Genomic DNA, 23,418 nt, shown 5'->3' on the forward strand with positions numbered 1-23,418 from the left:
TCCCGTCGACCGTTTGCCCGAGATCGAATCGCAATGTCAGAGACTAGCAACGCCCCCGTCATGCACGCGACCACCATCCTGATGGTGCGCAAGGGCAGCCGGGTCGTGATCGGCGGCGACGGCCAGGTTTCGCTCGGCCCGACGATCATGAAGGGCAACGCCAAGAAGGTCCGCCGCCTCGCCAAGGGTGCGGTGATCGCGGGCTTCGCGGGCGCGACCGCCGACGCCTTCACCTTGTTCGAGCGGCTGGAAGCCAAGCTGGAGCAATTTCCGACGCAATTGCTGCGCGCCTGCGTCGAACTCGCCAAGGACTGGCGCACCGACCGCTATCTGCGCCGGTTGGAGGCGATGCTGCTGGTCGCCGACAAGGACGTCTCGCTGCTGATCTCCGGCACCGGCGACGTGCTCGAGCCGGAAGCGTCCGAGCATGGCTCGGTGATGGCGATCGGGTCGGGCGGCAATTATGCGCTCGCGGCGGCCAGAGCCCTGATCGACGGCGAGGCCGATGCCGAGACGATCGTGCGGAAGGCGATGAAGATCGCCGGCGATATCTGCGTCTATACCAACCATTCCCTCGTCATCGAGAGCTTGGAGACCCCATGAATTTCGTCGCCGACGGCTATTCATTCGCCCCCGCGACGCCCGACGACTTCCCGATGCTGGCGCGCTGGCTCGAACAGGACCATGTCCGGCGCTGGTGGGGCGACCCCGACGAAGAGCTCGCCGAGATCGCGCGCATCTTCGGCGATCCCAGCATGGAGGCGCTGATCGTCAGCCATGACGGGCGCCCCTTCGCCCACCAGCAGAGCTGGGATCCCGCGCTCTGGCCCGACTACCCGCTGCAGGACCAGCCAGCCGGCACGCGCGGGATCGACCAGTTCATCGGCGAGGCCGACATGCTCGGCCAGGGCCATGGCACCCGCTTCATCGGCGCCTTCAGCCGGCATCTGCTGGCGCAGGGCGCGCCGCGGGTGGTGATCGACCCCGATCCGGAGAATCTCGCCGCGATCCGCGCCTATGAGAAGGCTGGTTTCACGGCCCTAGACGTTCGCGAGACCGGCGACGGCCCCGCGCTGATCATGATCCAGGAACCTGTTTGATGACGTCGTTTTCCCCCCGCGAGATCGTCTCCGAGCTCGACCGCTTCATCGTCGGCCAGAAGGACGCCAAGCGCGCCGTCGCGATCGCCCTGCGCAATCGCTGGCGCCGGCAGCAGCTCGAAGGGCCGCTGCGCGAGGAGGTCGCGCCCAAGAACATCCTGATGATCGGGCCGACCGGCTGCGGCAAGACCGAGATCGCGCGCCGCCTCGCCAAGCTGGCGAATGCACCGTTCCTCAAGGTCGAGGCGACCAAGTTCACCGAGGTCGGCTATGTCGGCCGCGACGTCGAATCGATCGTGCGCGACCTCGTCGAGGTCGCGATCGGCCTCGTCCGCGAGAGCCGGCGCAAGGATGTCGAGGCCAAGGCGCATGTCGCGGCCGAGGAGCGCGTACTCGATGCCCTCGTCGGACCGACGGCGAGCGCGACCACGCGCGACAGCTTCCGCCGCAAGCTGCGCAACAACGAGCTCGACGACAAGGAGATCGAGGTCGAGATCGCCTCGGCGGCCTCTAGCGCGCCGATGTTCGAGGTGCCTGGCATGCCCGGCGCTTCGATCGGCGCGATCAACCTCTCCGACATGCTCGGCAAGGCCTTCGGGCAGCGCGGCAAGCCCAAGCGCGTGCTGGTCAAGGAAGCCTACGCACCGCTGCTCGCCGAGGAGAGCGACAAGCTGATCGATCAGGACGCGATCGTCCAGGCGGCGATCCGCGAGGTCGAGAACAACGGCATCGTCTTCCTCGACGAGATCGACAAGATCTGCGCCCGCGAGGGCCGCGGCGGCGCCGATGTCTCGCGCGAAGGCGTGCAGCGCGACCTGCTGCCGCTGATCGAGGGCACCACGGTGGCGACCAAGCACGGGCCGGTGAAGAGCGACCACATCCTGTTCATCGCGTCGGGTGCCTTCCACGTCTCGAAGCCATCGGACCTCTTGCCGGAGTTGCAGGGCCGCCTGCCGATCCGGGTCGAGCTCTCGTCGCTCGACGTCGAGGATTTCAAGCGCATCCTGACCGAGACCGAGGCCAGCCTGATCAAGCAGTCGGTGGCGATGCTGACGACCGAGCAGGTCACGATCGACTTCACGCCGGACGCGGTCGCGGCGATCGCCCGCATCGCGGTCGAGGTCAATTCGAGCGTCGAGAACATCGGCGCGCGCCGGCTCCAGACCGTGATCGAGCGCATCCTCGACGAGATCTCCTTCACGGCGACGGATCGCGGCGGCGAGAGCATCACCATCGATGCGGCCTATGTCGAAGCGCGGATCGGCGACCTCGCCAGAAACGCCGATCTCAGCCGGTTCATTCTGTGAGCTCTTCGGGCGAGGCAGAGCCCCCATCCTCCCGCCTCGCCCGCGATTCGCTGATCGTCGGCGCTGCGACGATCCTGTCGCGCCTGCTCGGCTTTGCCCGGGACGTGCTGATCGCGCGCCTGCTCGGCGCCGGTCCCGTGGCGGACGCCTTCCTGGCAGCCTTGCGCCTGCCGAATCTCGTCCGGCGCGTGCTCGGCGAGGGCGGGCTGAACGCGCCCTTCGTGCCGCTCTACCTCGCGATCAAGGCCGAGCGAGGTGAAGAAGCCGCCAAGCGCTTTGCAGGCGCTGCCGCGAGCCAGCTCGGCCTGCTGCTGCTCGGCTTCGTCGTTCTGGCGGAAATCTTCGCGCCCTGGGTCGTGCTCGGCCTGGCCGGCGGCTTCGCCGACGAACCGCAGACGCTGGCGCTCGCCGCCTACTACACGCGGCTGATGCTGCCCTTCGTGCTGTTGACCACGCTTGCCGCACTGCTCGCGGCGCTGCTCAATGCCGAGGGGCGCTTCACCGTGGCGGCGTTGGCGCCGGCACTGATGAACGCGATCCTGCTCGCGGCCTTGCTGTTCGCACTGTTCCGCGGCGGTGACGCCCATGGCAGCGCGACATTGCTAGCCGCCTGCCTCAGCCTCACCGGCCTGGCGCATCTCGCCATGATCCTATGGCGGCTGCTTGGCATCGGCCTGCCGCGCCCCGGCCTGCGCTGGTCAACGGATATGAGCCGGCTGGTCAGGACCGGCGGGGCGACATTGCTCGCTGCCTCCGCCGCGCAACTCGTCCTCCTGATCTCGACGCAAATCGCCTCGACCGGGCCCGGCTCGGTCTCGGCGCTGTATTATGCCGACCGCGTCTTCCAGTTGCCGCTCTCCTTCTTCGGCGTCGCGATGGGCACGGTCGTGCTCTCGGCCATGGCTGGCGAACGCTCGCAGGCGGACCACGACGCCCTGCTCGGCCGGGCGCTGGCACTTGGCCTGGCACTGGCGATCCCAGCCGCGACGGCCCTGTTCGTGCTGGCCGAACCGATCGTCTCGGTTCTGTTCGAGAACGGGCAGTTCACCGCTGCCGACCGCGAGCGTACCGCCGCCGCGCTCGCAGCCTTCGCCTGCGGCCTGCCCTTCGCACTCGCCGCCAAGGTGTTCGGACAGGTCTATTTCGTGCGACGGCAGCCGCGCCTGCCATTGATCGCCGGCTTTGCCGCTGTCGCCGTCGCCGCGCTAGCCGGTTTCGCTTTGCTGGGCTGGCGCGATGCGGCGATGATCGGTGCACTGGCGGCAAGCCTCGCCTTCATCGTCCAGGCGGGCCTGCTCGCGATCCATCTGCTGCGGGCAGGGCTGTGGCGACCGCGCTGGACGGATGGCCGGACGATCCTCGCGATCATCATGGCCGCCTTGCTCATGATCGCGGTGCTCGAGGCCATGCTCAGGCCGCTGCTCTCCGCGCTCGACCTGGGCCAGCCGGCCCTGTGGCGGGCCGGCGCGCTGGCAGTGCTGTGCTGCGCGGGTGCTGCGGTCTACGCCGTTGCCGGCTTCCTGCTCGGCGCCTTCGACGCTGTCCTGCCTTCGCGGCTCTTGCGCCTTCGCGGCGCATCCGTCAGAACGCCGCGTTCCTGAGCGGATCGACCCCCGACTCGAAGGATTTCTTCGCCCTGACGACGGAGCGCCCCATGGCCGCTTTCTCTCCCCGCGTCTTCTCCGGCATGCAGCCGACCTCGACGCTCCATCTCGGCAATTATCTCGGCGCGCTGGTGAACTGGGTCGCGATGCAGAAGACCCATGACTGCATCTATTGCGTCGTCGACATGCACGCGATCACGCAAGGGCTCGACGTCTGGGGCGGGCCGGCCGAGCTGACCCGCGCCACACGCGAGGTCGCGGCCGCCTACATCGCTGCCGGCGTCGACCCGAAGAAGAGCATCATCTTCAACCAGAGCCAGGTCTCCGGCCATGCCGAGCTCGCCTGGGTGTTCAACACCGTCGCCCGCCTCGGCTGGCTCAACCGCATGACCCAGTTCAAGGAGAAGGCCGGTAAGGACCGCGAGAACGCCTCGGTCGGGCTCTACGACTATCCCGTGCTGATGGCGGCCGACATCCTGCTCTACAAGGCGACCCATGTGCCGGTCGGCGAGGACCAGAAGCAGCATCTCGAGCTGACCCGCGACATCGCCCAGAAGTTCAACAACGACTTCGCCGAGCGCATCGCCGAGCTTGACCTCGGCACCGGCGAGCTCGGCTATTTCCCGCTGCCCGAGCCGATGATCCAGGGCCCGGCCCCACGGGTGATGAGCCTGCGCGACGGCACCAAGAAGATGTCGAAATCGGACCCGTCGGACTATTCGCGCATCAACCTGACCGACGATGCCGACATGATCGCCCAGAAGATCCGCAAGGCGAAGACCGATCCGGAGGCGCTGCCCTCCGAGGAGAAGGGGCTGGAGGGCCGACCGGAGGCCGAGAACCTGGTCGGGATCTATGCCGGGCTCTCCGGCGAGAGCAAGGCGCAGGTGCTCGGCCAGTTCGGCGGCAGCCAGTTCTCCGGCTTCAAGGCGGCGCTGGTCGAGCTGGCGGTCGGCAAGCTCGCGCCGATCGCCGACGAGATGCGCCGCCTGCTGGCCGATCCCAGCCATATCGACGCCATCCTCAGCGACGGCGCCGACCGCGCCGCCGCGATCGCCGCGCCGATCATGCTCGACGTCAAGGACATCACCGGCTTCGTGCGCAGGCGCTGATCCGGCGGGCGCCCAGTGTCGTGATTTCGATGTTCGCTCTCGGTCGATATCAGGTGCGGCGCGAACTTCGAAATCAAAGAAAGGCACTAGGAATCAAGGGCTTACGAGTGTCCCTGACGATTCTGGAATTCGCTCCACACTCGATATCGGGCAGTGGCTAATTTCGGAATCGGGACAATTGGGAGGCTTGCACTGACGTTGCGACGCCTGTCACCATGACATGTCCTGAAACGGCGGCAGGCAACGGCAATGGTCAAGAGACGGCGGTCCTATGAGACGGGCCATCGCCCGAAATTCCTCGCTGTCGTCGACGACAGCCCGGAATGCGCGAAGGCGGTGCGCTTCGCGGCGCGCCGCTGCGCGCGCCTGGGTGCGTCGATCGTGCTGCTCGGCGTGGTCACCCCGCCACCGGACGAGACCTGGCTCGGCGTCGGCGACATGGTCCAGGCCGACGCCGAGGCCGAGGCGCAGGAGCTGATCGACGCGGCCGCCGCGGCCGTGCGCTCGCTGGCCGGACTCGAGCCGGAGAAGGTCGTGCGCACCGGCGTCAAGGCCGACGAGATGGTCAAGCTGATCGATGCCGACGAGGACATCTCGCTGCTGGTGCTCGCCGCAGGCACCGGTCGCGACGGGCCGGGCCCATTGGTCGCCGCGCTCGCCGGCAAGGGCGCCGGCAGCTTCCCGATCCCGGTCGCGATCGTGCCCGGACACCTCGCCGACGAGGAAATCGACGCGCTGGCCTGATCAGCGCTTGCAGCTGCTGGAATGATTCCAGCGTCCGGCCTATATCGGGACCAGGAACGGCGGCCTTGACCCGCCGGCGCCGGAGACAAAGCCATGTTCATCCAGACCGAAGCCACGCCCAATCCCGCCACCCTGAAGTTCCTGCCCGGCCGCAGCGTCTCGCCGCAGGGGCCGATCGAATTGCGCGACCCAGCCCTGGCCGAGCGCTCGCCGCTCGCGACGCGCCTGTTCGGCGTCAAGGGCGTCTCGGCCGTGTTCTTCGGCTCGGACTTCATCACCGTGACCAAGGCCGAGGGCGAGTGGCCGCATCTCAAGCCCGCCATCCTCGGCGCGATCATGGAACATTACATGTCGGGCGCGCCGCTGATGAGCGACGGCGCCCCGGTCGATGAACTCGCCGAAAGCGAGGACGAGTTCTTCGCCGAGGAAGACGCCGCGACCGTCGACACGATCAAGGAGCTGCTGGAGACCCGCATCCGCCCGGCGGTGGCCGGCGATGGCGGCGACATCACCTTCCGCGGCTACAAGGACGGCACCGTCTACCTCGTGATGAAGGGCTCCTGCTCGGGCTGCCCCTCCTCGACGGCCACGCTGAAACACGGCATCCAGAACCTGCTGCGGCATTTCCTGCCGCAGGTGCGCGAGGTCGAGGCGGTTTGATCTCCGTCCGCATCGCAGACCGGACCTAAGCCCCGATGCGCATCCTCGCGATAGACACCGCGCTCGGCGCCTGCTCGGCCTGCGTGCTCGACGCCGGCGATCCCGCCCCGCTCGCGATCGAACAGACCGCGATGGAACGCGGCCATGCCGAGGCGCTGATGCCGATGATCGAGCGCGTGATGGCCAAGGTGGAAGGCGGCTTTTCGTCGCTCGACCGGGTCGCCGTGACCATCGGCCCCGGCAGCTATACCGGCCTGCGCGTCGGCATCAGTGCGGCGAGAGCGATCGCGTTCGCCGCCGGCATCCCCGCCATCGGGATCTCGACGCTGGCCGCCAGCGCCGCGCCCTTCATCGGCCGCGAGGGCGGACGCGTCGTCGCCGCCGCAGTCGATGCCAAGCACGGCCAGGTCTGGTTCCAGGCGATGAACGCGCAGGGCAAGCAGCTGGTCTCGGTCCGCCAGGTCAACCATCGCGACGCTGCCCGCGCCATCGGCGCCGGCCCGGTCTCGCTGGTCGGTTCGGCCGCGCTCGCCGTCGCCAATGAGGCCTGGGCGATCGGCCTCGACGCGCTCGTCGTCGACGACGCTAAGGCTCCGGACGTGATCTGGGTGGCGCGCCTCGGCATGATCGCCGAACCGGAAAGCGCCCCGCCGCGCCCGCTCTATCTCAAGGCGCCGGAAACGACGCCGCAGGACCGCGCCCGGCTGCCGCGGCGCTAGAGCAGGATGCGAAAAGTGGGAACCGGTTTTTCGCAGGATTCCTGCTCTGAACTGTTAGAATCGATCACGTTTTTTGATTCTAGAACGATTCGATCCGAATCATCGTGATCTAGCGCGATGGACTGGTTCCAATCCCTGTTCCAGCGCCGGCCGAAGACGGGCCGCGCCGGCCCGCTCGACGTCCGCCATGCCCGCCAGGTCGCGGCCCTGCATCACCAGGGCGGCTTCGCGCGGCTGTGGGAACCCGGCGAGTGCGCGGCCCTGCTCGCCGACCGGGCGGTCGTGGCCGAGGGTGTGTTCATCGGCAGCGCCAACGAGCCTTGCGGCTTCGTGATGTCGCGGCTGGCCGCCGACGAGGCGGAAATCCTGAGCATCGTCGTCGCCGGCGGGAAGCGCCGGTCAGGGCTCGGGCAGACGCTGCTGTCAGCCCATCTCGCGCAATTGGCGGCGCGCGGCACGGCACGGCTCTTCCTCGAGGTCGAGGAGGGCAACGCGCCGGCAATCGCGCTTTACCGGCGTCTCGGGTTCGAGACCGTCGGGCGGCGCGAGGGATACTACCCGAAGCCGGACGGCAGCCGCGCCGCCGCGCTGGTGATGCGGCGCGATCTCGGTTGAGCTTCGTGCCGTTGGCGGCATGGACGGCCGCAGGAGGTCCGATTATAGCCGGGCTCGCAGAAGCGGGGCGCCAACGCAGAGAATGAGCGGCTCAGCATGAAAGGCATCCGTCCCGGCGCCATGGTGCGGCTTGCGCTGCTCGTCTTCGGCACGCTCGTCCTGATTCCGCCGCAGCTTGTCGCCATGCGCCTCGGGCGGCCGTTCTATTTCACTCGGCTGTTCCAGAAACTGGGCTGCCGCTGCTTCGGGGTGCGCATCACCACGCGCGGCGCGCCTCCGCCGGCAGGCCAAGGCGGGCTGATCGTCGCCAACCACACTTCCTGGCTCGACATCCCCGTCATCGGCACCACCGGGCCGCTCTCCTTCGTCGCCAAGGCCGAGGTCGCGACCTGGCCGGTGATCGGCTGGCTCTCGACACTGCAGCGCACCGTCTTCATCGACCGGATGCGCCGCGGCGCCACGGCCGGCGTCGCCAGCGAGATGGGCAGGCGGCTGCAGAACGGACAGTCGGTGGTTCTGTTCGCCGAGGGCACCACCGGCGACGGCACACGCGTCCTGCCGCTGCGCTCCTCGCTGCTCGGGGCCGCTCACGAAGCCGTGCGCGGGGCGGACGAGGCCGAGACAACGATCTACCCGCTCTGCGTCACCTATACCGGCTTCCACGGCCTGCGCGGCGGGCGGGCCGAGCGCTCGGCGCTGTCCTGGTATGGCGACACCGAACTCGCGCCGCATTTCCAGGCGATGATCAATTCCGGCGCCATCGATGTGGAGCTCGCCTGGGGCGAGCCGATCCGGATGGGCCGCAAGCTCTCGCGCAAGGAGGCGACGCGCCTCGCCGAGATAGCGATCCGGCGGGCGCGGCAGGAAGCCGTCACCGGCCGGTCACGCGGCTGAGCCAGATACGAACAGCTTGGACTGTTGCGGCCCGGATATTGCGTGTCGACCAGCGAGAGCGATATGATTCCCAAGCTAGCGGCGATTGGGATAAGGAGACGCGGTTGAGGCCGGATCAGCGTTGATGAAGAAAGTCCATATCAAGTCCTATGGCTGCCAGATGAATGTCTATGACGGCCAGCGGATGGCCGACGTCCTGGGCCAGGAGGGCTATGTCGAGACTGCTACGCCCGACGATGCCGACCTCATCCTGCTGAACACCTGCCATATCCGCGAGCGCGCGGCGCACAAGGTCTATACCGAGCTCGGCAAGCTGCGTGACCTGAAGCGCGAGCGTAAGGCGCAGGGGCGCGAGACCACGCTCGTCGTCGCCGGCTGCGTCGCCCAGGCCGAAGGCGCCGAGATCCAGCGCCGCCAACCGGCCGTCGATCTCGTCATCGGCCCACAGACCTATCACCGCCTGCCGGAATTGCTGGCGCAGGCGAAAAGCGGCCGCGTCGTCGATACGGACCTGCCGCCGGAGGACAAGTTCGATCACCTGCCGGCGCCGAAGCTGGCGGCGATCGTGGCCCGCGGCGTCTCGGCCTTCGTTACCGTGCAGGAAGGCTGCGACAAGTTCTGCGCCTTCTGCGTCGTGCCCTATACGCGCGGCGCCGAGTTCTCGCGCCCGGTCGCGCAGGTGATCGCCGAGGTCGAGCGCTTGGCGCAGGCGGGCGTGCAGGACGTCTCGCTGCTCGGCCAGAACGTCAACGCCTATCATGGCGACGGCCCCGATGGCCGGGTCTGGACGCTGGCGCGATTGATGCGGCGCATCGCCGAAGTGCCCGGCATCGCCCGCATCCGCTACACGACCAGCCACCCTCGTGACATGGACGAGGACTTGATCGCCCTCCATCGCGACCTGCCGCAGGCGATGCCGTTCCTGCATCTGCCGGTGCAAGCCGGTTCCGACCGGATCCTTGCAGCGATGAACCGCAAGCATACCGGCGACGAGTACCGCCGGCTGATCGACAAGATCCGCGCGGCGCGGCCCGATATCGCCTTGTCCTCGGACTTCATCGTCGGCTTCCCCGGCGAGAGCGATGCCGATTTCGAGGAGACGCTGCGGCTGATCGCCGATGTCAGATTCGCCTCGGCCTATTCGTTCAAGTACTCGCCGCGCCCCGGCACGCCCGCAGCCGAGCTGTCCGAACAGGTGCCGCCCACCGTGATGGACGAGCGGCTCTACCGGCTGCAGGCTCTGGTCGAACAGCATCGGCAGGAGTTCAACCACGCCATGGTCGGGCGCACCGTCGAGATTCTGATCGAGCGCAACGGGCGGCATTCCGGCCAGCTCGCCGGCAAGACGCCCTATATGCAGGCGGTCCAGATCGAGAGCGCAGCGCACCGGATCGGCGATCGCGTCATGGTCCAGATCGAGCGCGCCGGGTCGAACTCGCTGTTCGGCCGTGCGGTCGAACAGCCGGGGTTGGCTGCCTGAGACGATCCGAGTGCGTAGCGTGCGATGGCGTCTGCGTTGCGGTGAACGTTATTTGGCGGTGATGGTTTTGACTGCGCCTGTCCGACTCATTCCCACTGGAGACAATGGCATTGGCCCAGGCCGATCAATTCAATCCGAAAGCCGAGCGCGGCGGTCGCCGCGACGAGGCGCTGACGCGCGACGGCCTGCCCGGCGCGGAGGTCGAACTCACCTTCGACAACAACCAGACCGCCGGCCTGGTCTTCGGTCACTATGACCAGAACCTGGCGCATCTGGAGCGGCGCCTCGGTGTCGTCGTCAGTCCGAACGGCAACCACGTCACCATCAAGGGCCCGCGCGAGACCGCCGAGCAGGCGAGCCGCGTGCTGCGCACGCTCTATGCCCGCGCCAAGACCGGCGCGGCCGTCAATCTCGGCGAGGTCGACGGCGCGATCGAGGAGAGCAATGTGCAGCGCTCGCTCTTCCCCTCCGACAATGCCGGCAAGGCCGCCTTCGACGCGGTCGTGACGCGCAAGCGCGGCCCGGTCCGGGCCCGCAACGCCGCGCAGGACGCTTATCTGCGCCAGCTCAAGCGCCATGAGCTCGTCCTCGCCGAAGGCCCGGCCGGCACCGGCAAGACCTGGCTCGCCGTCGGCCACGCGGTCTCGCTGATCGAGCAGGGCGTGGTCGAGCGCATGGTGCTGTCGCGCCCGGCGGTCGAGGCGGGCGAGCGCCTCGGCTTCCTGCCCGGCGACATGCGCGAGAAGGTCGATCCGTATCTGCGGCCGATCTACGACGCGCTCAACGACTTCATGGAGGCGCGCCATGTCGAGCGCGCCCTGCAGACCGGCATGATCGAGATCGCGCCGCTCGCCTTCATGCGGGGGCGCACGCTGAGCAATGCCGTCGTGCTGCTCGACGAGGCGCAGAACGCGACCTCGGTGCAGATGAAGATGTTCCTCACCCGCCTGGGCGAGGGCTCGCGCATGATCATCACCGGCGACCCCTCGCAGGTCGACCTGCCGCCGGGCCAGCGCTCCGGCCTGGTCGAAGCGGTCAGGCTGCTCTCGGGCGTCGAGGGCGTCGGCCACGCCCGCTTCGAGGAAGGCGACGTCGTCCGCCACGCGCTCGTGCGCCGGATCGTCATGGCCTATGAGGACGCCGCAAGGGCGGAGCGCGACGAGCGCGAGGCGCGGCTAGCCGCCCTGCCAGCGCCGGAGGCTCCCGCCGAGGGCGATGCCGACGGGCTGAAGCGGATGCTGTCGCGGGAGCGGCCGCGATGACCGACCGACCTCGTTCGCGGCGCGCTGCGCCGCGAACCACAGCAGCGGAGCCTGCCATAAGCGGACCCTCGCTGGATATCCGCATGCAGTCCCGGAAATGGCGCGAGATCGGCGATTTGCGACCGCGGATCCTCGCCGCGGTCGATGCCGGTCTGGCGCTGGCTCCGGTCAAGCCGCTGCCCGGCGCCGAGCTCAGCCTACTGCTCACCGACGACAAGCGCATCCGCATCGTCAACCGCGACTGGCGCGGCTTCGACAAGGCGACCAATGTCCTCTCCTTCCCGGCCGCGCCGCCCGAGCGGATCGCATCGAGCCCGGTGATCGGCGACATCGTGATCGCTCTGGAGACCGTCGCCCGCGAGGCCGAGGCCGAGGAGAAACCCTTCGGCGACCATCTCAGCCATCTCGTGATCCACGGGCTGCTGCACCTGCTCGGCGAAGACCACGAGACGGAAGCCGAGGCCCAGCGAATGGAAGCGCTGGAGACCGCAGCGCTTGCCCGCCTCGGCATCGCCGACCCCTATGCCGGCTCCGAGCCGGAACCCATGCAGCCCCGCCCAGCGTCCAAGACCAAGAAGCCCCAGCCAGCGTCATGAGCGACGACACCCGATCTTCCTCCTCGTCTGAACCGACGGGCCGTGGCCTGGCGCACTGGCTCGGCCACTTCCTCGACCGGCTCGGCCTGCGCCAGGGCGGTTCGATCCGCGAGGACATCACCGAGGCGCTGGCGCAGGACGGCGGCGGAGTGACCGATCTCTCGCCTCAGGAACGGGCGATGCTCTCGAACGTGCTGAGCCTGCGCGAGCGCCGCGTCGCCGACGTGATGGTGCCGCGCGCCGACGTCATCGCGGTCTCCTCGGAGGCGACGCTCGGCGACCTCCTGGCGCTGTTCCGGACCGCCGGCCATTCGCGCCTACCCGTCTATGGCGAGTCGCTCGACGACCCCCGGGGGATGATCCACATCCGGGACTTCCTCGACTTCATCGCAGCCCGGGCCAAGCCGGGCCGGAAGCTGCGCGGCGAGGCGGAGCCGCCGGCTGGCCCGAGTCTGGGCGCCATCGACCTCTCGATGACGCTGGCCCAGGCCAAGATCCTGCGGCCGGTGCTCTACGTGCCGCCCTCGATGCCGGCGGTCGACCTTCTCGTCCGGATGCAGGCGACGCGCACCCATATCGCCCTGGTGATCGACGAATATGGCGGCACCGACGGGCTGATCTCGATCGAGGACCTGGTCGAGATCGTCGTCGGCGACATCGAAGACGAGCACGATCTCGACGAAGCTCCCGCGATCGCGCCGGCCGGCGAGAACCGCTTCATCGCCGATGCCCGCGCCACCCTCGACGAGCTGAAGCAGGCGACCGGAATCGACCTGTCGAGCGCCGAGGTTGCCGAGGAGGTCGATACGCTCGGCGGGCTGATCGTGACCCTGGCCGGCCGCGTGCCGGTGCGCGGCGAACTGATCAAGGGGCCGGAGGACCTCGAATTCGAGGTGCTCGACGCCGATCCGCGCCGGGTCAAGCGCTTGCGCATCCATCGCCGCGATGCGATCGCGACCGAGGCACCAGCCGCGCCGGACGCCGCATGACGCTGCTTTCGGCGCTGGCCGACCGCGTCATCCTCGCCTGGGGCTGGCCGCGCCGGTTGATCGCGCTCATTTGCGGCGCCTGCGGCGCGCTGGCGCTGGCCCCGCTCGATCTCTGGCCGCTGATGGTCGTGCCGATGACCGCGGCGGTCTGGCTGATCGACGGCTCCGTCGCGGCAAACCGGCGCGGGCGTCTCTGGGCGGCCGCGAGCGCCGGCTGGTGGTGGGGCTTCGGCTATCATCTCGCCGGTTTGTGGTGGCTCGGCGCCGCCTTCCTGGTCGAGGCCGACAAGTTCGCCTGGGCGATGCCGCTCGGCGTCGTGGCGCTGCCAGCCTTCCTCGCCGTCTTCCCGGCTGCCGGTTTCGCCCTGGCGCGGGCGCTCTGGCCGACCGGCGCCGGGCGCATCCTGGTGCTGGCGGCCGTGCTGGCGCTTAGCGAGTGGCTGCGCGGCCATGTCCTCACCGGCTTTCCCTGGAACGTCTACGGCATGATGCTGGCCGGCCCGGCTTGGCTGGCCCAGAGCGCCAGCCTGATCGGGCTCTATGGGCTGACGGCGCTGGCCGTCGCGATCGGGGCCGCGCCGGCCGTTCTCGGAACGGGCGAAAAGGGCGAAGGGCGCTGGCGCGCGCCTGCGCTGGCGGGGCTCGCGCTGGCAGCCATGGCCGGATTCGGCGCCTGGCGGATTCCGGCAGAGCCTGTTCCGGCGCTGAGCGGGGTCAAACTCCGGCTGATGCAGCCGAACCTGCCGCAGGATGCCAAGTTCAGCGCGCGCAACAGCGAGATGATCCTGTCGCACTACCTCGCGCTCAGCGACCGGGCGACCGGCCCGGCGACCTCGGGCGTGCAGGACGTGACGCATCTGATCTGGCCGGAGTCGGCCTTCCCCTTCCTGCTCGGGCGCACGCCGCAGGCACTGGCGCGGATCGCCGCGCTGCTGCCGCCGAGCACGACGCTGATCACCGGCGCGGCCCGCGCCGGCGAAACCTTGCCTGGTGAAAGCCGGCCGCCGATCTACAACGCGATCCAGGTGGTGAACGACGAGGGCACGATCACCGGCAGCTACGACAAGGTCCATCTCGTCCCTTTCGGCGAGTATCTGCCTGCTGTCTTCGAGCGGCTGATCCGGGCGGTCGGCCTGTCCGAATTCGTCTCGGTTCCGGGCGGCTTCGCGTCGGGCAGCCGACGCACGCCGCTGTCGATCCGCGGCCTGCCGCCGGCGGCGAGCCTGATCTGCTACGAGGTGATCTTCCCCGGCGAGGCGATGCCGAGCGGGCCGCGGCCGGGCTTCATCCTCAACCTGACCAATGACGGCTGGTTCGGGCAGACCAGCGGCCCCTACCAGCATCTCGCCCAGGCCCGCCTGCGCGCCATCGAGGAAGGCCTGCCGCTCGTGCGCGTCGCCAACACCGGGATCTCGGCGGTGACCGACCATTACGGGCGCATCCGCGCCGCGTTGCCGCTCGGCGAAGCCGGCGTCATCGACACCTCGCTGCCCCGCGCTGGTCCGGCGACGCCCTATTCCCGCTTCGGCGACCTTTTCTTTGCAGGTGTAGTTGCCAGCCTAATGCTCGCTGGAGTAATAATGCGGCGACGGTAATCCCATTTGGAACTTTCTTTCGGGACCGCCGCCGAATGGCCAACCGGGCCAGGCCTTCAACGGGCCACCGGCTGGCTGACCGGATAAAAAAAAGGGGACCGGCTGCCATGTTGAAGAAAGTACCGAATCCGATCGACCGCCATGTCGGCAGCCGCGTCCGGATGCGCCGCATGCTCGCCGGCGTCAGCCAGGAACGGCTCGGCGAGGCGCTGGGCCTGACCTTCCAGCAGGTTCAGAAATACGAGAAGGGCACCAACCGGATCAGCGCCAGCCGGTTGCAGCAGATTTCCAAGATGCTGGGCGTGCCCGTCGCCTTCTTCTTCGACGGGGCGCCCGCCGACGATAGCGTCGGGGAAGGCTTCGCCGATGCGTCGGCCACAACCTATGTCGCCGATTTCCTCGCGACCAGCGAGGGTGTGCAGCTGACCAAGGCCTTCGTGCGGATCAAGAGCCCGCGCGTGCGCCGGCGTATCGTCGATCTCGTCGAATCGCTCGGCGAAGCGCCGATCGACACCATCGAGCAGTGACGCACTGAACCGCTGGATTTCCTGCCGAGGCGTGCTGTCTTTCCGGAACTTCGCAGAGCGAAAGGCCGGAAAGACAGTGCAATTCCCTTGATGGGACGTTGGCTCAGTGCAGGGCCGGGGGCGTATCCTGAGTCAGGACGAGCGTGTTCTGATTGAGCCGCTGCAGTTGCGGGCTGGGATTCACCAGCAGGAAATCCCTGAGCTTCACCTGGTCCGGCTCAGACATGGACAGGATCTGCACTGCGAGCCAGAGCTCGTCCGGCAAGTCCATCCGGTGAGCCACATCCACCAGTTCCTGATGCACCGGCTGGTTGCGCAGCAGGGTAGTGAGCAGGCCGAGGGCGTATTCGATCTTGTCGCGGCTGCTGCCGGTGTCATGCTGATTAGCCATGCGAGATCCTCCGCTCGCCCGGGGTCCGCTTCGCGTCGCGACGCGACAGGATGACCGGCGCTTCGATGTCCTTGAAGGCAAGGGTACGGCGATAGGCGTCCTCGCTCACCGTGATGATCGTGCCGACGCAGTTCATGCCCTCGATCACGGTCGGCAGGCCAAGCGGCCGGACCTCCCAGCCCAGTTCCAGGAAACGCGGCATCCACCACGTCTCCATCACCACGGTGATCGCCGTGATGTCGTTGGCGAGGCAATACTCGAACATCCCGGCCAGAACGGTATGCAGCACCTTGCTGTCGGGGCCGCGCCGCTCCGGCACGACGAAGATGCGCGTCCATTCGACGATGTCGGTGCCGCGCTGGAGCCCACGCACATCGGCCAGGAACGGGAAGACATCAGCCATCAGATGCGGGCAGGTCGTAGGGACGAGCCGCGTGCCGCCGATGACGCGCCCGTTCTCGATCGCCAGCAGATAGGTCGCATCCGCGTTGTCGAACTGGTCGACCTCACGCCCGTCGGGCCGCTCGAGCGCCATCCATTTGCGCTCGCCGACATAAATCTGGTGCCGAATCTGGTAGTGCTGCTCGAGCTCGGCCCGGTAGAGGTGCCGGTTCCCGGCATCGATAACGTGGATCATCGCCGCTTCCCTCCCTAGAGGGACGCAAGCTGGCTCCATTCAGGTTTCACGGGTATTCCGGAATTCCGGAAGATGCGGGCGAAATCGACCGGATTCGAGCAGCTGTTCCTAACGCATAAGTAGTCCCGCCTCGACGGAACACGCCTAGATGCTGATCTCGCCGCGGCGATAGGCCTCGATCACCGTGCGCGTGCGGCCCCTGACGCCGAGCTTCCTGGCGGCGTTCTCGAAATGGGCCTCCGCCGTGCCGGCGGAAACGCCGAGGCGCTCCGCTACGCCTTCCGTCGTCTTGCCGATCGCGAACCAGGTCAGGACCTCGCGCTCGCGAACGGTCAGGACATGCTCAAGCCGTGCCGGCCGCAGGCAATCTGCGGCCTTGCCATGGGCGTAAATCGACATCAGGTGAATCGCGGAACGAGCCTGGCGCGACAGGTCCGGCCGATCGCCGGCCATGGTGACCACGGCCTGAAAGCCCGCTTCGCCATGGATCGGCACGCAGAAGCCCTCGATCATGTTGAAGTCGCGAGCCCGGTGCATCACCTCGCGCTGGCGCGGCAGCGCCGCGCCCTCCTGATAGACATCGTTCCAGGCGAACGGGTCGATCGTCGTCTTGCAATGGGCCGCGATCGGGTCCCAATCCGAGAACGACTTCTCCAGATAGAGCTCGAACCAGCCCGGCGGCCAGCCGTTGAGGAGAACGAGCGGATCGATCCGGTCGCCGATTTCCGGCAGGCCGGTGATCAGGAAGGCGTGGAAGCCATAGCTGGCGAGCTTATCGCGCAAAGCGGCGACGACCGTCGTCGGATCGGTGAGAGTGCTCAGCCGATCGATGAAGTCGAGCGCGTCTCGTCCCGCGTTGAAATGTCGTCCCGACATGTCCCGTCTTTTTCCGATCTTAGCAGCTTCAACGCAGATCGGCCAAGAATCAACGCATACCAATGCATACCAGCTCATGGCCTGCCAGAGCCGGCGGTAGACGCGCGGCCGGAAGTGCGATTGAGTGAGACCCGAGGTGAACGGCCCATGCTGAAGAAACTTCCGAATCCGATCGACCGTCATGTCGGCAGCCGGGTACGCATGCAGCGCATGCTGGCCGGAATCAGCCAGGAAAAGCTGGGCGAGGCGTTGGGCCTGACCTTTCAGCAGGTGCAGAAATACGAGAAGGGCACAAATCGGATCAGTGCCAGCCGCCTGCAGCAGATCGCCAAGATGCTAGGCGTACCCGTCTCCTTCTTCTTCGAGGGCGCCCCGGCCGGCGACGTGGCCACCGGCGGCTTCGCCGACGCCTCGGCGACGGCCTATGTCGCCGACTTCCTCTCCACCAGCGAGGGCGTACAACTTTCCAAGGCGTTCGTACGCATCAAGAACCCGCGTGTCCGCCGACGCGTCATCGACCTTGTGGAGGCTCTGGCGGATGAAACCGGAGAAACGGCCTGATTCCACATCCTATTCGTTCGACTTAACGAACAAAATATCTGTCAAAAGAATTTCCTGCCTTGACGGCGAACCTTTCCGCTGCAAAAGACGCTGCGCATTTTTCATTCGTGCGCAGGTTTCCACCGGCGCCCGCCCCGCAGCTTGGGAAGGATCCCGACCGTGTCCCGCCAGAACTACCTCTTCACCAGCGAGTCCGTTTCCGAAGGCCACCCGGACAAGGTCTGCGACCGGATCTCGGACGAGATCGTCGATCTGTTCTTCAAGGAAGCGATCAAGGCGGGCCATGATCCGGCTCAGGTGCGCGTCGCCGCAGAGACGCTGGCGACCACCAACCGCATCGTCGTCGCCGGCGAGGTCCGCACCCATCTCGACGAGAAGCAGATCAAGTCGAAGGTGAAGTCGGCGGCGCGCAAGGCGGTCCGCGCGATCGGCTACGAGCAGGACGGCTTCCACTGGAAGAAGGCCAAGATCGACGTGCTGCTGCACCCGCAGTCGGCCGACATCGCCCAGGGCGTCGACGAAGGCAGCAACAAGGATGTCGGCGCCGGCGACCAGGGCATCATGTTCGGCTATGCCTGCCGCGAGACGCCCGAGCTGATGGCCGCGCCGATCTACTACGCCCACAAGATCCTCGAGGTCCTCGCCAAGGCCCGTCACGCCGGCGAAGGTCCGGCTGCCAAGCTCGGCCCCGACGCCAAGAGCCAGGTCACGGTCAAGTACGAGAACGGCAAGCCGGTCGGCGTGACCCAGATCGTGCTCTCGACCCAGCATCTCGACGAGACGCTCACCTCGGCCGATGTCCGCAAGATCGTCGAGCCCTATATCCGTGAGACCCTGCCCGATGGCTGGATCTCGAAGGACACCGTCTGGCACGTCAACCCGACCGGCAAGTTCGTGATCGGCGGCCCCGATGGCGACGCCGGCCTGACCGGCCGCAAGATCATCGTCGACACCTATGGTGGCGCGGCGCCCCATGGCGGCGGCGCCTTCTCGGGCAAGGACCCGACCAAGGTCGACCGTTCGGCCGCCTATGCGGCGCGCTATCTCGCCAAGAACGTCGTCGCCGCCAAGCTGGCCGAGCGCTGCACGATCCAGCTCTCCTACGCCATCGGCGTCGCCAAGCCGCTGTCGATCTATGTCGACCTGCACGGCACCGGCAAGGTCGACGAGGCCAAGCTCGAGAGCGTGCTCGGTGAAGTGATGGACCTGACGCCGCGCGGCATCCGCACGCATCTGGGCCTCAACAAGCCGATCTACGCCAAGTCGGCGGCCTATGGCCATTTCGGCCGCAAGGCCGGTCGCGACGGCAGCTTCTCCTGGGAGAAGACCGATCTGGTCGACGCGCTGAAGAAGGCCGTCGCCTAATCCACGCCGCCTGCAGGATCATGAAGGCCGGGGCTTGTGCTCCGGCCTTTTTCTTTCGGCTGAACACGTTTAGAGCGCGGCCATGACCGACCAGCACGATCCAGACCGGGCCTTCTTCGGCCGCCGCAAGGGCAAGGGACTGCGCCAGGGCCAAGCAGAACGCATCGCCGACACGCTGCCGGCGCTTCGTCTGCCGGAAGGGCCGATCCCCGATCTGAAGGCGCTCTTTCCGATTCCCGTCGAGGCCGTCAGGCTCGAGATCGGCTTCGGCGGCGGCGAGCATCTGCTGGCGCGCATGCGCGAGAGCCCGCAGATCGGCTTCATCGGGGTCGAGCCCTTCATCAACGGCATGGCCAAGTTTCTGGCCGTGATCGAGCAGGAAGGCCTGCGCAACATCCGGCTCTGGGACGGCGATGCCGCGCTGCTCCTGCCGCAGCTACCCGCAGGAAGCATCGACGCGGCCGACCTGCTCTATCCGGATCCGTGGCCGAAGCGCCGTCAGCGCAAGCGCCGCTTCGTCTCGGAGCGGACGCTCTCCCTGCTCGCCAGGGTGCTGCGGCCGGGCGGTCGCTTCCGCTTCGCCAGCGACATCGACGACTATGTCGGCTGGACCCTGGCGCGGCTCGCCGCCTCGCCTGATTTCGACTGGACCGACGAGAGCGCGGACGATTGGCGCCAGCCCTATCCCGGCTGGGTCCGCACCCGCTACGAGGCCAAAGCGGTCAAGGCCGGGCGGGTGCCGAGCTATCTGACTGCGCACCGTCGCGCATCCTGAGGAAGCCGAGCACGCGCTGCGCCGTCACCGGCGTCAGGTTGCGGAAGCTCTGCTTGGCCCGCTCCAGCACCGGAGCGGACTTGCCGTCGCCCTTGCGCAAACCGATCAGCGCCCTCGTCGTCTCCCAGGACCAGCCCATGCCGCGCGCCACCAGGAGCACTGCGTCGCGATCGGGGCCGAAGACGATCTGCTCAGTCGCCGGCAGGGTCAGGCGGGCCAGAGTGGCGACGCCGCAGATCGCATGTTCGATCGCGCCGGAGGTCGCGTATTGCGCCACCACGGCTTCGTCGAGCTTGCTGGCTTCGTCGAGGGCCTTGACGTCCGCCAGCGCCTTGCCGAAGCGACCGAGCTCGTCGCCGATGGTCGCCTGGGCCGAGACGGCTTCGGCGCCGCGCTCGACGGCGCCGGCGACGGAGCCGAGCAGGGATGGTTCGAGCGAGGCTTCGAGGCGGCGGCGGGCCGAGCTCTTAGCAGCAGCCAGCAACTGCTCGGCGAGATCGCCGGGGATGTCGGCGCGGGTGCCGAGCGTCGCCTGGAGGGCATCGTCCTGGGCGGCGCGCATGACCAGCACGCCCATGCCGTGGCGCGAGAAACGGGCGCTCTGATTGGCGGCGACGGCGTGGGTCACGACGCGCCCGCCGCGCAGGATCAGGAAATCGGTGACCGGCTCGCCGAGGTCCGGACGCTCGGTGATGGCGAGCATGTGATCGCGGCCCTTGGCGGCGGCGATGGCGACGAGATCATGGTCGCTGAGACGCGGCGAGGCGACGAGGACCGGGCGCGCCACCGCGATCTCGTCGAGCGCGAGCTGGCGCACGACGCCGCTCGGCGCATTGGGGACCGGAGCGAGCCGCTCCGCCAGTTCGATGCGCGCCCTCATCTCGATCGCGCGGGCAAGGCGACCGATGACCACGTCGAAGACGCCGACCTGGTCCTCGCCCATCTCGTTGGCCGTGGCCAGGAAGAGGTCGGTCAGGCGTGACAGGATGACGGCGCGCTCGTCGGTCGAGCCGCGAGCCATCGTCGTCTCGAGATCGCGCAGCAACGCGCCGACAGGACTCATCACGCAACCCCACACACAACCATCCCCTCTCCTAGCAATGAAGAATGACCAGCCGGTTAGCAGGATCGTCGAAATCGAGGACAGGCTTGCAAGATCGCGGAAACGGGACTAGATAGCGCCCAACAGCTCTGGTTTCGGTGTAAGCCGGCGATCAAGAGCGGGCCCACCGGCCCGCTCTTTTTTATTGGCCGAACCGCCCATGAGTGTTTTTTGGAGCCGGCGGGAGACGGGCGAGCCATACGGATGGTCGAGCAGAACAGCCAGGATCAGGAAGAGCGCATCGTCGTGGAGAGCGGCATCGCCGCGCGCGTCGCGGCGATCATCGAGCCGGCGATCGTGGATCTCGGCTATCGGCTGGTGCGCGTGCGCATCAGCGCCCAGAACGGCTGCACCGTCCAGATCATGGCCGAGTTGCCCGACGGCACGATGACTGTCGAAGGCTGCGAGGCCGTGAGCCAGGCGGTTTCGCCGGCGCTGGACGTCGACGATCCCGTTCAGACGGCCTATCATCTGGAAGTATCGTCGCCGGGCATCGACCGGCCGCTGGTGAGGCCGAGCGATTTCGAGCGCTGGGCCGGTCACCTGACCAAGATCGAGACCAGCGAGCCCTTTGCCGGGCGCAAGCGCTTCCGCGGCATCCTGCGGGGCGCCAGCGGGACCGACGCCCTGCTGAGCCGCGACGACGCCAAGGCCGACGAGGAGCGCGATGTCGCGATTCCGATGCGCCTGATCGCCGAGGCGCGGCTGGTGCTGACCGACGCGCTGGTCACCGAATCGCTCCGGCGCGGCAAATCGGGCCTGGCGCCGGAAATGCCGCCCGCCGACGAGATCGCCCAGCCCGTACCCGGGCGCGGCAAGTCGCTCGGCCCCCGTGATCCCAAGGCCCGCAAGCCGGGCAAGGGCGCCAAGGGGCCGGTGAAGAACACACAGAAAGAGGAGTGAGCGCCATGGCCGTCAGCGCCAACCGGCTCGAGCTGTTGCAGATCGCCGACGCCGTCGCCCGCGAGAAGTCGATCGACCGGCAGATCGTGATCGACGCGATGCAGGACGCGATCGCCAAGGCGGCGCGCTCGCGCTACGGCGCCGAGACAGACGTGCACGCCGAGATCAACACCAAGTCGGGCGAGCTGCGCCTGGCGCGGCATCTCCAGGTCGTCGACCTCGTCGAGAACGGCGCCGTCGAGATCACTGTCGACGAGGCCAAGCGGCACAATCCGGCCGCCCAGGTCGGCGACGTGATCGCCGATCCGCTGCCGCCCTTCGATTTCGGCCGCATCGCCGCCCAGTCGGCCAAGCAGGTCATCGTGCAGAAGGTGCGCGAGGCCGAGCGCGACCGGCAGTATGACGAGTACAAGGACCGCATCGGCGAGATCGTCAACGGCGCGGTCAAGCGCGTCGAATACGGCAATGTCTTCGTCGATCTCGGCCGTGGCGAGGCGATCATCCGCCGCGACGAGATGATCCCGCGCGAGACCTTCAAGGTCGGCGACCGCGCCCGCGCCTATGTCTACGACGTGCGCCGCGAGCCGCGTGGGCCGCAGATCTTCCTGTCCCGCACCCATCCGCAGTTCATGGCCAAGCTGTTCGGCCAGGAAGTGCCGGAGATCTATGACGGGATCGTCGAGGTCAAGGCCGTCGCCCGCGATCCGGGCTCGCGCGCCAAGATCGCGGTGATCTCGCGCGATTCCTCGATCGACCCGGTCGGCGCCTGCGTCGGCATGCGCGGCTCGCGCGTGCAGGCCGTGGTCGGCGAGCTCCAGGGCGAGAAGATCGACATCATCCCGTGGTCGCCCGATGTCGCGACGTTCGTCGTCAACGCACTGCAGCCGGCGGAAGTCGCCAAGGTCGTGCTGGACGAGGAAGCCGACAAGATCGAGGTCGTGGTGCCGGACGAGCAGCTCTCGCTCGCCATCGGCCGCCGCGGCCAGAATGTCCGCCTGGCGTCGCAGCTCACCGGCTGGGATATCGACATCCTGACCGAGGCCGAGGAGTCCGAGCGCCGCCAGAAGGAGTTCGTGCAGCGCACCGAGCTGTTCATGAACGCCCTCAATGTCGACGAGACCGTCGGCCAGCTGCTCGCTTCGGAAGGCTTCCGCTCGGTCGAGGAAGTGGCCTATGTCGAGCCGAGCGAGTTGTCCTCGATCGAGGGCTTCGACGAAGACACCGCCGCCGAGATCCAGAATCGCGCCCAGGAATATCTGGCCACGATCGAGGCCGAGCTCGACGACAAGCGCAAGGCGCTGGGGGTCGAGGACGCGCTGCGCGAGGTCGAGGGCGTCACCACCGCGATGATGGTCGCGCTCGGCGAGAACGACGTGAAGAGCGTCGAGGACCTTGCGGGCTGCGCAACCGACGATCTGGTCGGCTGGACCGAGCGCAAGGATGGCGAGAGCACCCGCCATTCCGGCTATCTCGACGGCTTCGACCTGTCGCGGCAGGATGCCGAGGCGATCGTGATGGCCGCCCGCGTCAAGGCGGGCTGGATCGAGGCGCCGGAGCCGGAAGCCGAGGCGGAGGCTGAGACCGAGGAGTCGCAGGCCTGAGCC

At 67.8% G+C, this 23,418-nt stretch carries 25 protein-coding genes; 21 read left to right on the forward strand and 4 right to left on the reverse strand.

Translation table 11 applies throughout. The features are described 5' to 3' along the window. Positions 1-33: 33 nt before the first annotated feature. The 16 genes from hslV to BMZ21_RS15095 all read left to right on the forward strand — a co-directional run bounded on the left by hslV (position 34) and on the right by BMZ21_RS15095 (position 15,204). Positions 34-603 carry an ATP-dependent protease subunit HslV gene (gene hslV / locus BMZ21_RS15020; RefSeq protein WP_091835770.1) on the forward strand — a complete coding sequence of 190 codons (570 nt, stop codon included), beginning with the start codon at positions 34-36 and terminating at the stop codon, positions 601-603. Then, positions 600-1,100: a GNAT family N-acetyltransferase gene (locus BMZ21_RS15025; RefSeq protein WP_091835773.1), complete on the forward strand. Its 501-nt coding sequence runs from the start codon at positions 600-602 to the stop codon at positions 1,098-1,100. The genes hslV and BMZ21_RS15025 overlap by 4 nt, the downstream gene beginning before the upstream one ends. Continuing rightward, positions 1,100-2,407: an ATP-dependent protease ATPase subunit HslU gene (gene hslU, locus BMZ21_RS15030; protein WP_091835776.1), complete on the forward strand. Its 1,308-nt coding sequence runs from the start codon at positions 1,100-1,102 to the stop codon at positions 2,405-2,407. Before BMZ21_RS15025 ends, hslU begins: the two co-directional genes overlap by 1 nt. Then, positions 2,404-4,008: a murein biosynthesis integral membrane protein MurJ gene (murJ, locus tag BMZ21_RS15035; RefSeq protein ID WP_091835779.1), complete on the forward strand. Its 1,605-nt coding sequence runs from the start codon at positions 2,404-2,406 to the stop codon at positions 4,006-4,008. The genes hslU and murJ overlap by 4 nt, the downstream gene beginning before the upstream one ends. A 53-nt stretch (positions 4,009-4,061) precedes the next feature. After that, positions 4,062-5,123, forward strand: coding sequence for a tryptophan--tRNA ligase (gene trpS, locus BMZ21_RS15040; protein WP_091835784.1), 1,062 nt, complete (start codon positions 4,062-4,064; stop codon positions 5,121-5,123). A gap of 249 nt (positions 5,124-5,372) precedes the next feature. Next, positions 5,373-5,867, forward strand: coding sequence for a universal stress protein (locus BMZ21_RS15045; protein WP_091835787.1), 495 nt, complete (start codon positions 5,373-5,375; stop codon positions 5,865-5,867). 93 nt (positions 5,868-5,960) lie between these two features. Next, positions 5,961-6,527, forward strand: a complete 567-nt coding sequence (locus BMZ21_RS15050; RefSeq protein WP_091835790.1) for a NifU family protein — start codon at positions 5,961-5,963, stop codon at positions 6,525-6,527. 35 nt (positions 6,528-6,562) lie between these two features. Next, on the forward strand, positions 6,563-7,246 hold the full coding sequence (tsaB, locus tag BMZ21_RS15055) for a tRNA (adenosine(37)-N6)-threonylcarbamoyltransferase complex dimerization subunit type 1 TsaB (RefSeq protein WP_091835792.1): 684 nt from the start codon (positions 6,563-6,565) through the stop codon (positions 7,244-7,246). Positions 7,247-7,363: 117 nt separating this feature from the next. Next, on the forward strand, positions 7,364-7,861 hold the full coding sequence (locus tag BMZ21_RS15060) for a GNAT family N-acetyltransferase (RefSeq protein ID WP_091835795.1): 498 nt from the start codon (positions 7,364-7,366) through the stop codon (positions 7,859-7,861). Between the two features lie 96 nt (positions 7,862-7,957). Further along, entirely contained in the window at positions 7,958-8,755 is a 798-nt protein-coding gene (locus tag BMZ21_RS15065) for a lysophospholipid acyltransferase family protein (RefSeq protein WP_091835798.1), read from the forward strand. Positions 8,756-8,879: 124 nt separating this feature from the next. Beyond that, positions 8,880-10,235: a tRNA (N6-isopentenyl adenosine(37)-C2)-methylthiotransferase MiaB gene (gene miaB / locus BMZ21_RS15070; protein WP_091835801.1), complete on the forward strand. Its 1,356-nt coding sequence runs from the start codon at positions 8,880-8,882 to the stop codon at positions 10,233-10,235. Positions 10,236-10,345: 110 nt separating this feature from the next. Then, positions 10,346-11,497 carry a PhoH family protein gene (locus BMZ21_RS15075; protein ID WP_425285443.1) on the forward strand — a complete coding sequence of 384 codons (1,152 nt, stop codon included), beginning with the start codon at positions 10,346-10,348 and terminating at the stop codon, positions 11,495-11,497. Between the two features lie 83 nt (positions 11,498-11,580). Next, positions 11,581-12,093, forward strand: a complete 513-nt coding sequence (gene ybeY / locus BMZ21_RS15080; RefSeq protein ID WP_199777568.1) for an rRNA maturation RNase YbeY — start codon at positions 11,581-11,583, stop codon at positions 12,091-12,093. Beyond that, positions 12,090-13,082, forward strand: coding sequence for a hemolysin family protein (locus BMZ21_RS15085; protein WP_091835809.1), 993 nt, complete (start codon positions 12,090-12,092; stop codon positions 13,080-13,082). Before ybeY ends, BMZ21_RS15085 begins: the two co-directional genes overlap by 4 nt. Continuing rightward, positions 13,079-14,677 (forward strand): apolipoprotein N-acyltransferase, encoded by a 1,599-nt coding sequence (lnt, locus tag BMZ21_RS15090; RefSeq protein ID WP_091835811.1) that lies wholly within the window; start codon positions 13,079-13,081, stop codon positions 14,675-14,677. Before BMZ21_RS15085 ends, lnt begins: the two co-directional genes overlap by 4 nt. A 107-nt stretch (positions 14,678-14,784) precedes the next feature. Beyond that, entirely contained in the window at positions 14,785-15,204 is a 420-nt protein-coding gene (locus tag BMZ21_RS15095; RefSeq protein ID WP_091835814.1) for a helix-turn-helix domain-containing protein, read from the forward strand. A 103-nt stretch (positions 15,205-15,307) separates the two neighbouring features. On the opposite strand, the gene BMZ21_RS15100 is transcribed toward BMZ21_RS15095, so the two are convergent. The 3 genes from BMZ21_RS15100 to BMZ21_RS15110 form a co-directional block, all read right to left on the reverse strand. After that, on the reverse strand, positions 15,308-15,595 hold the full coding sequence (locus BMZ21_RS15100) for a hypothetical protein (protein ID WP_091835817.1): 288 nt from the start codon (positions 15,593-15,595) through the stop codon (positions 15,308-15,310). Further along, positions 15,588-16,232 carry an acyl-homoserine-lactone synthase gene (locus tag BMZ21_RS15105; RefSeq protein WP_158673583.1) on the reverse strand — a complete coding sequence of 215 codons (645 nt, stop codon included), beginning with the start codon at positions 16,230-16,232 and terminating at the stop codon, positions 15,588-15,590. The genes BMZ21_RS15100 and BMZ21_RS15105 overlap by 8 nt, the downstream gene beginning before the upstream one ends. 144 nt (positions 16,233-16,376) lie before the next feature. Next, on the reverse strand, positions 16,377-17,108 hold the full coding sequence (locus BMZ21_RS15110) for a LuxR family transcriptional regulator (RefSeq protein ID WP_158673584.1): 732 nt from the start codon (positions 17,106-17,108) through the stop codon (positions 16,377-16,379). Positions 17,109-17,255: 147 nt separating this feature from the next. On the opposite strand from BMZ21_RS15110, the gene BMZ21_RS15115 reads away from it, so the two are divergent. The 3 genes from BMZ21_RS15115 (at position 17,256) to trmB (ending at position 19,809) form a co-directional block, all read left to right on the forward strand. Next, complete coding sequence (locus BMZ21_RS15115; protein ID WP_091835826.1) at positions 17,256-17,669, forward strand: helix-turn-helix domain-containing protein; 414 nt, start codon at positions 17,256-17,258, stop codon at positions 17,667-17,669. Positions 17,670-17,828: 159 nt separating this feature from the next. Then, on the forward strand, positions 17,829-19,034 hold the full coding sequence (gene metK, locus BMZ21_RS15120) for a methionine adenosyltransferase (RefSeq protein WP_091835829.1): 1,206 nt from the start codon (positions 17,829-17,831) through the stop codon (positions 19,032-19,034). 82 nt (positions 19,035-19,116) lie between these two features. Then, positions 19,117-19,809 (forward strand): tRNA (guanine(46)-N(7))-methyltransferase TrmB, encoded by a 693-nt coding sequence (gene trmB / locus BMZ21_RS15125; RefSeq protein WP_091835832.1) that lies wholly within the window; start codon positions 19,117-19,119, stop codon positions 19,807-19,809. Here trmB and BMZ21_RS15130 read toward each other — a convergent pair. Beyond that, positions 19,757-20,872, reverse strand: coding sequence for a DUF2336 domain-containing protein (locus BMZ21_RS15130; RefSeq protein WP_091835835.1), 1,116 nt, complete (start codon positions 20,870-20,872; stop codon positions 19,757-19,759). The genes trmB and BMZ21_RS15130 overlap by 53 nt on opposite strands. Positions 20,873-21,115: 243 nt before the next feature. Here BMZ21_RS15130 and rimP point away from each other — a divergent pair, with 243 nt between their 5' ends. Both rimP and nusA read left to right on the forward strand, forming a co-directional pair. After that, entirely contained in the window at positions 21,116-21,814 is a 699-nt protein-coding gene (gene rimP / locus BMZ21_RS15135; protein WP_091835838.1) for a ribosome maturation factor RimP, read from the forward strand. Positions 21,815-21,819: 5 nt separating this feature from the next. Beyond that, positions 21,820-23,415 carry a transcription termination factor NusA gene (gene nusA, locus BMZ21_RS15140; RefSeq protein ID WP_091835843.1) on the forward strand — a complete coding sequence of 532 codons (1,596 nt, stop codon included), beginning with the start codon at positions 21,820-21,822 and terminating at the stop codon, positions 23,413-23,415. The last annotated feature ends 3 nt before the right edge of the window (positions 23,416-23,418 follow it).

This window comes from Allobosea lupini (assembly GCF_900109525.1).
Lineage (GTDB): Bacteria > Pseudomonadota > Alphaproteobacteria > Rhizobiales > Beijerinckiaceae > Allobosea > Allobosea lupini.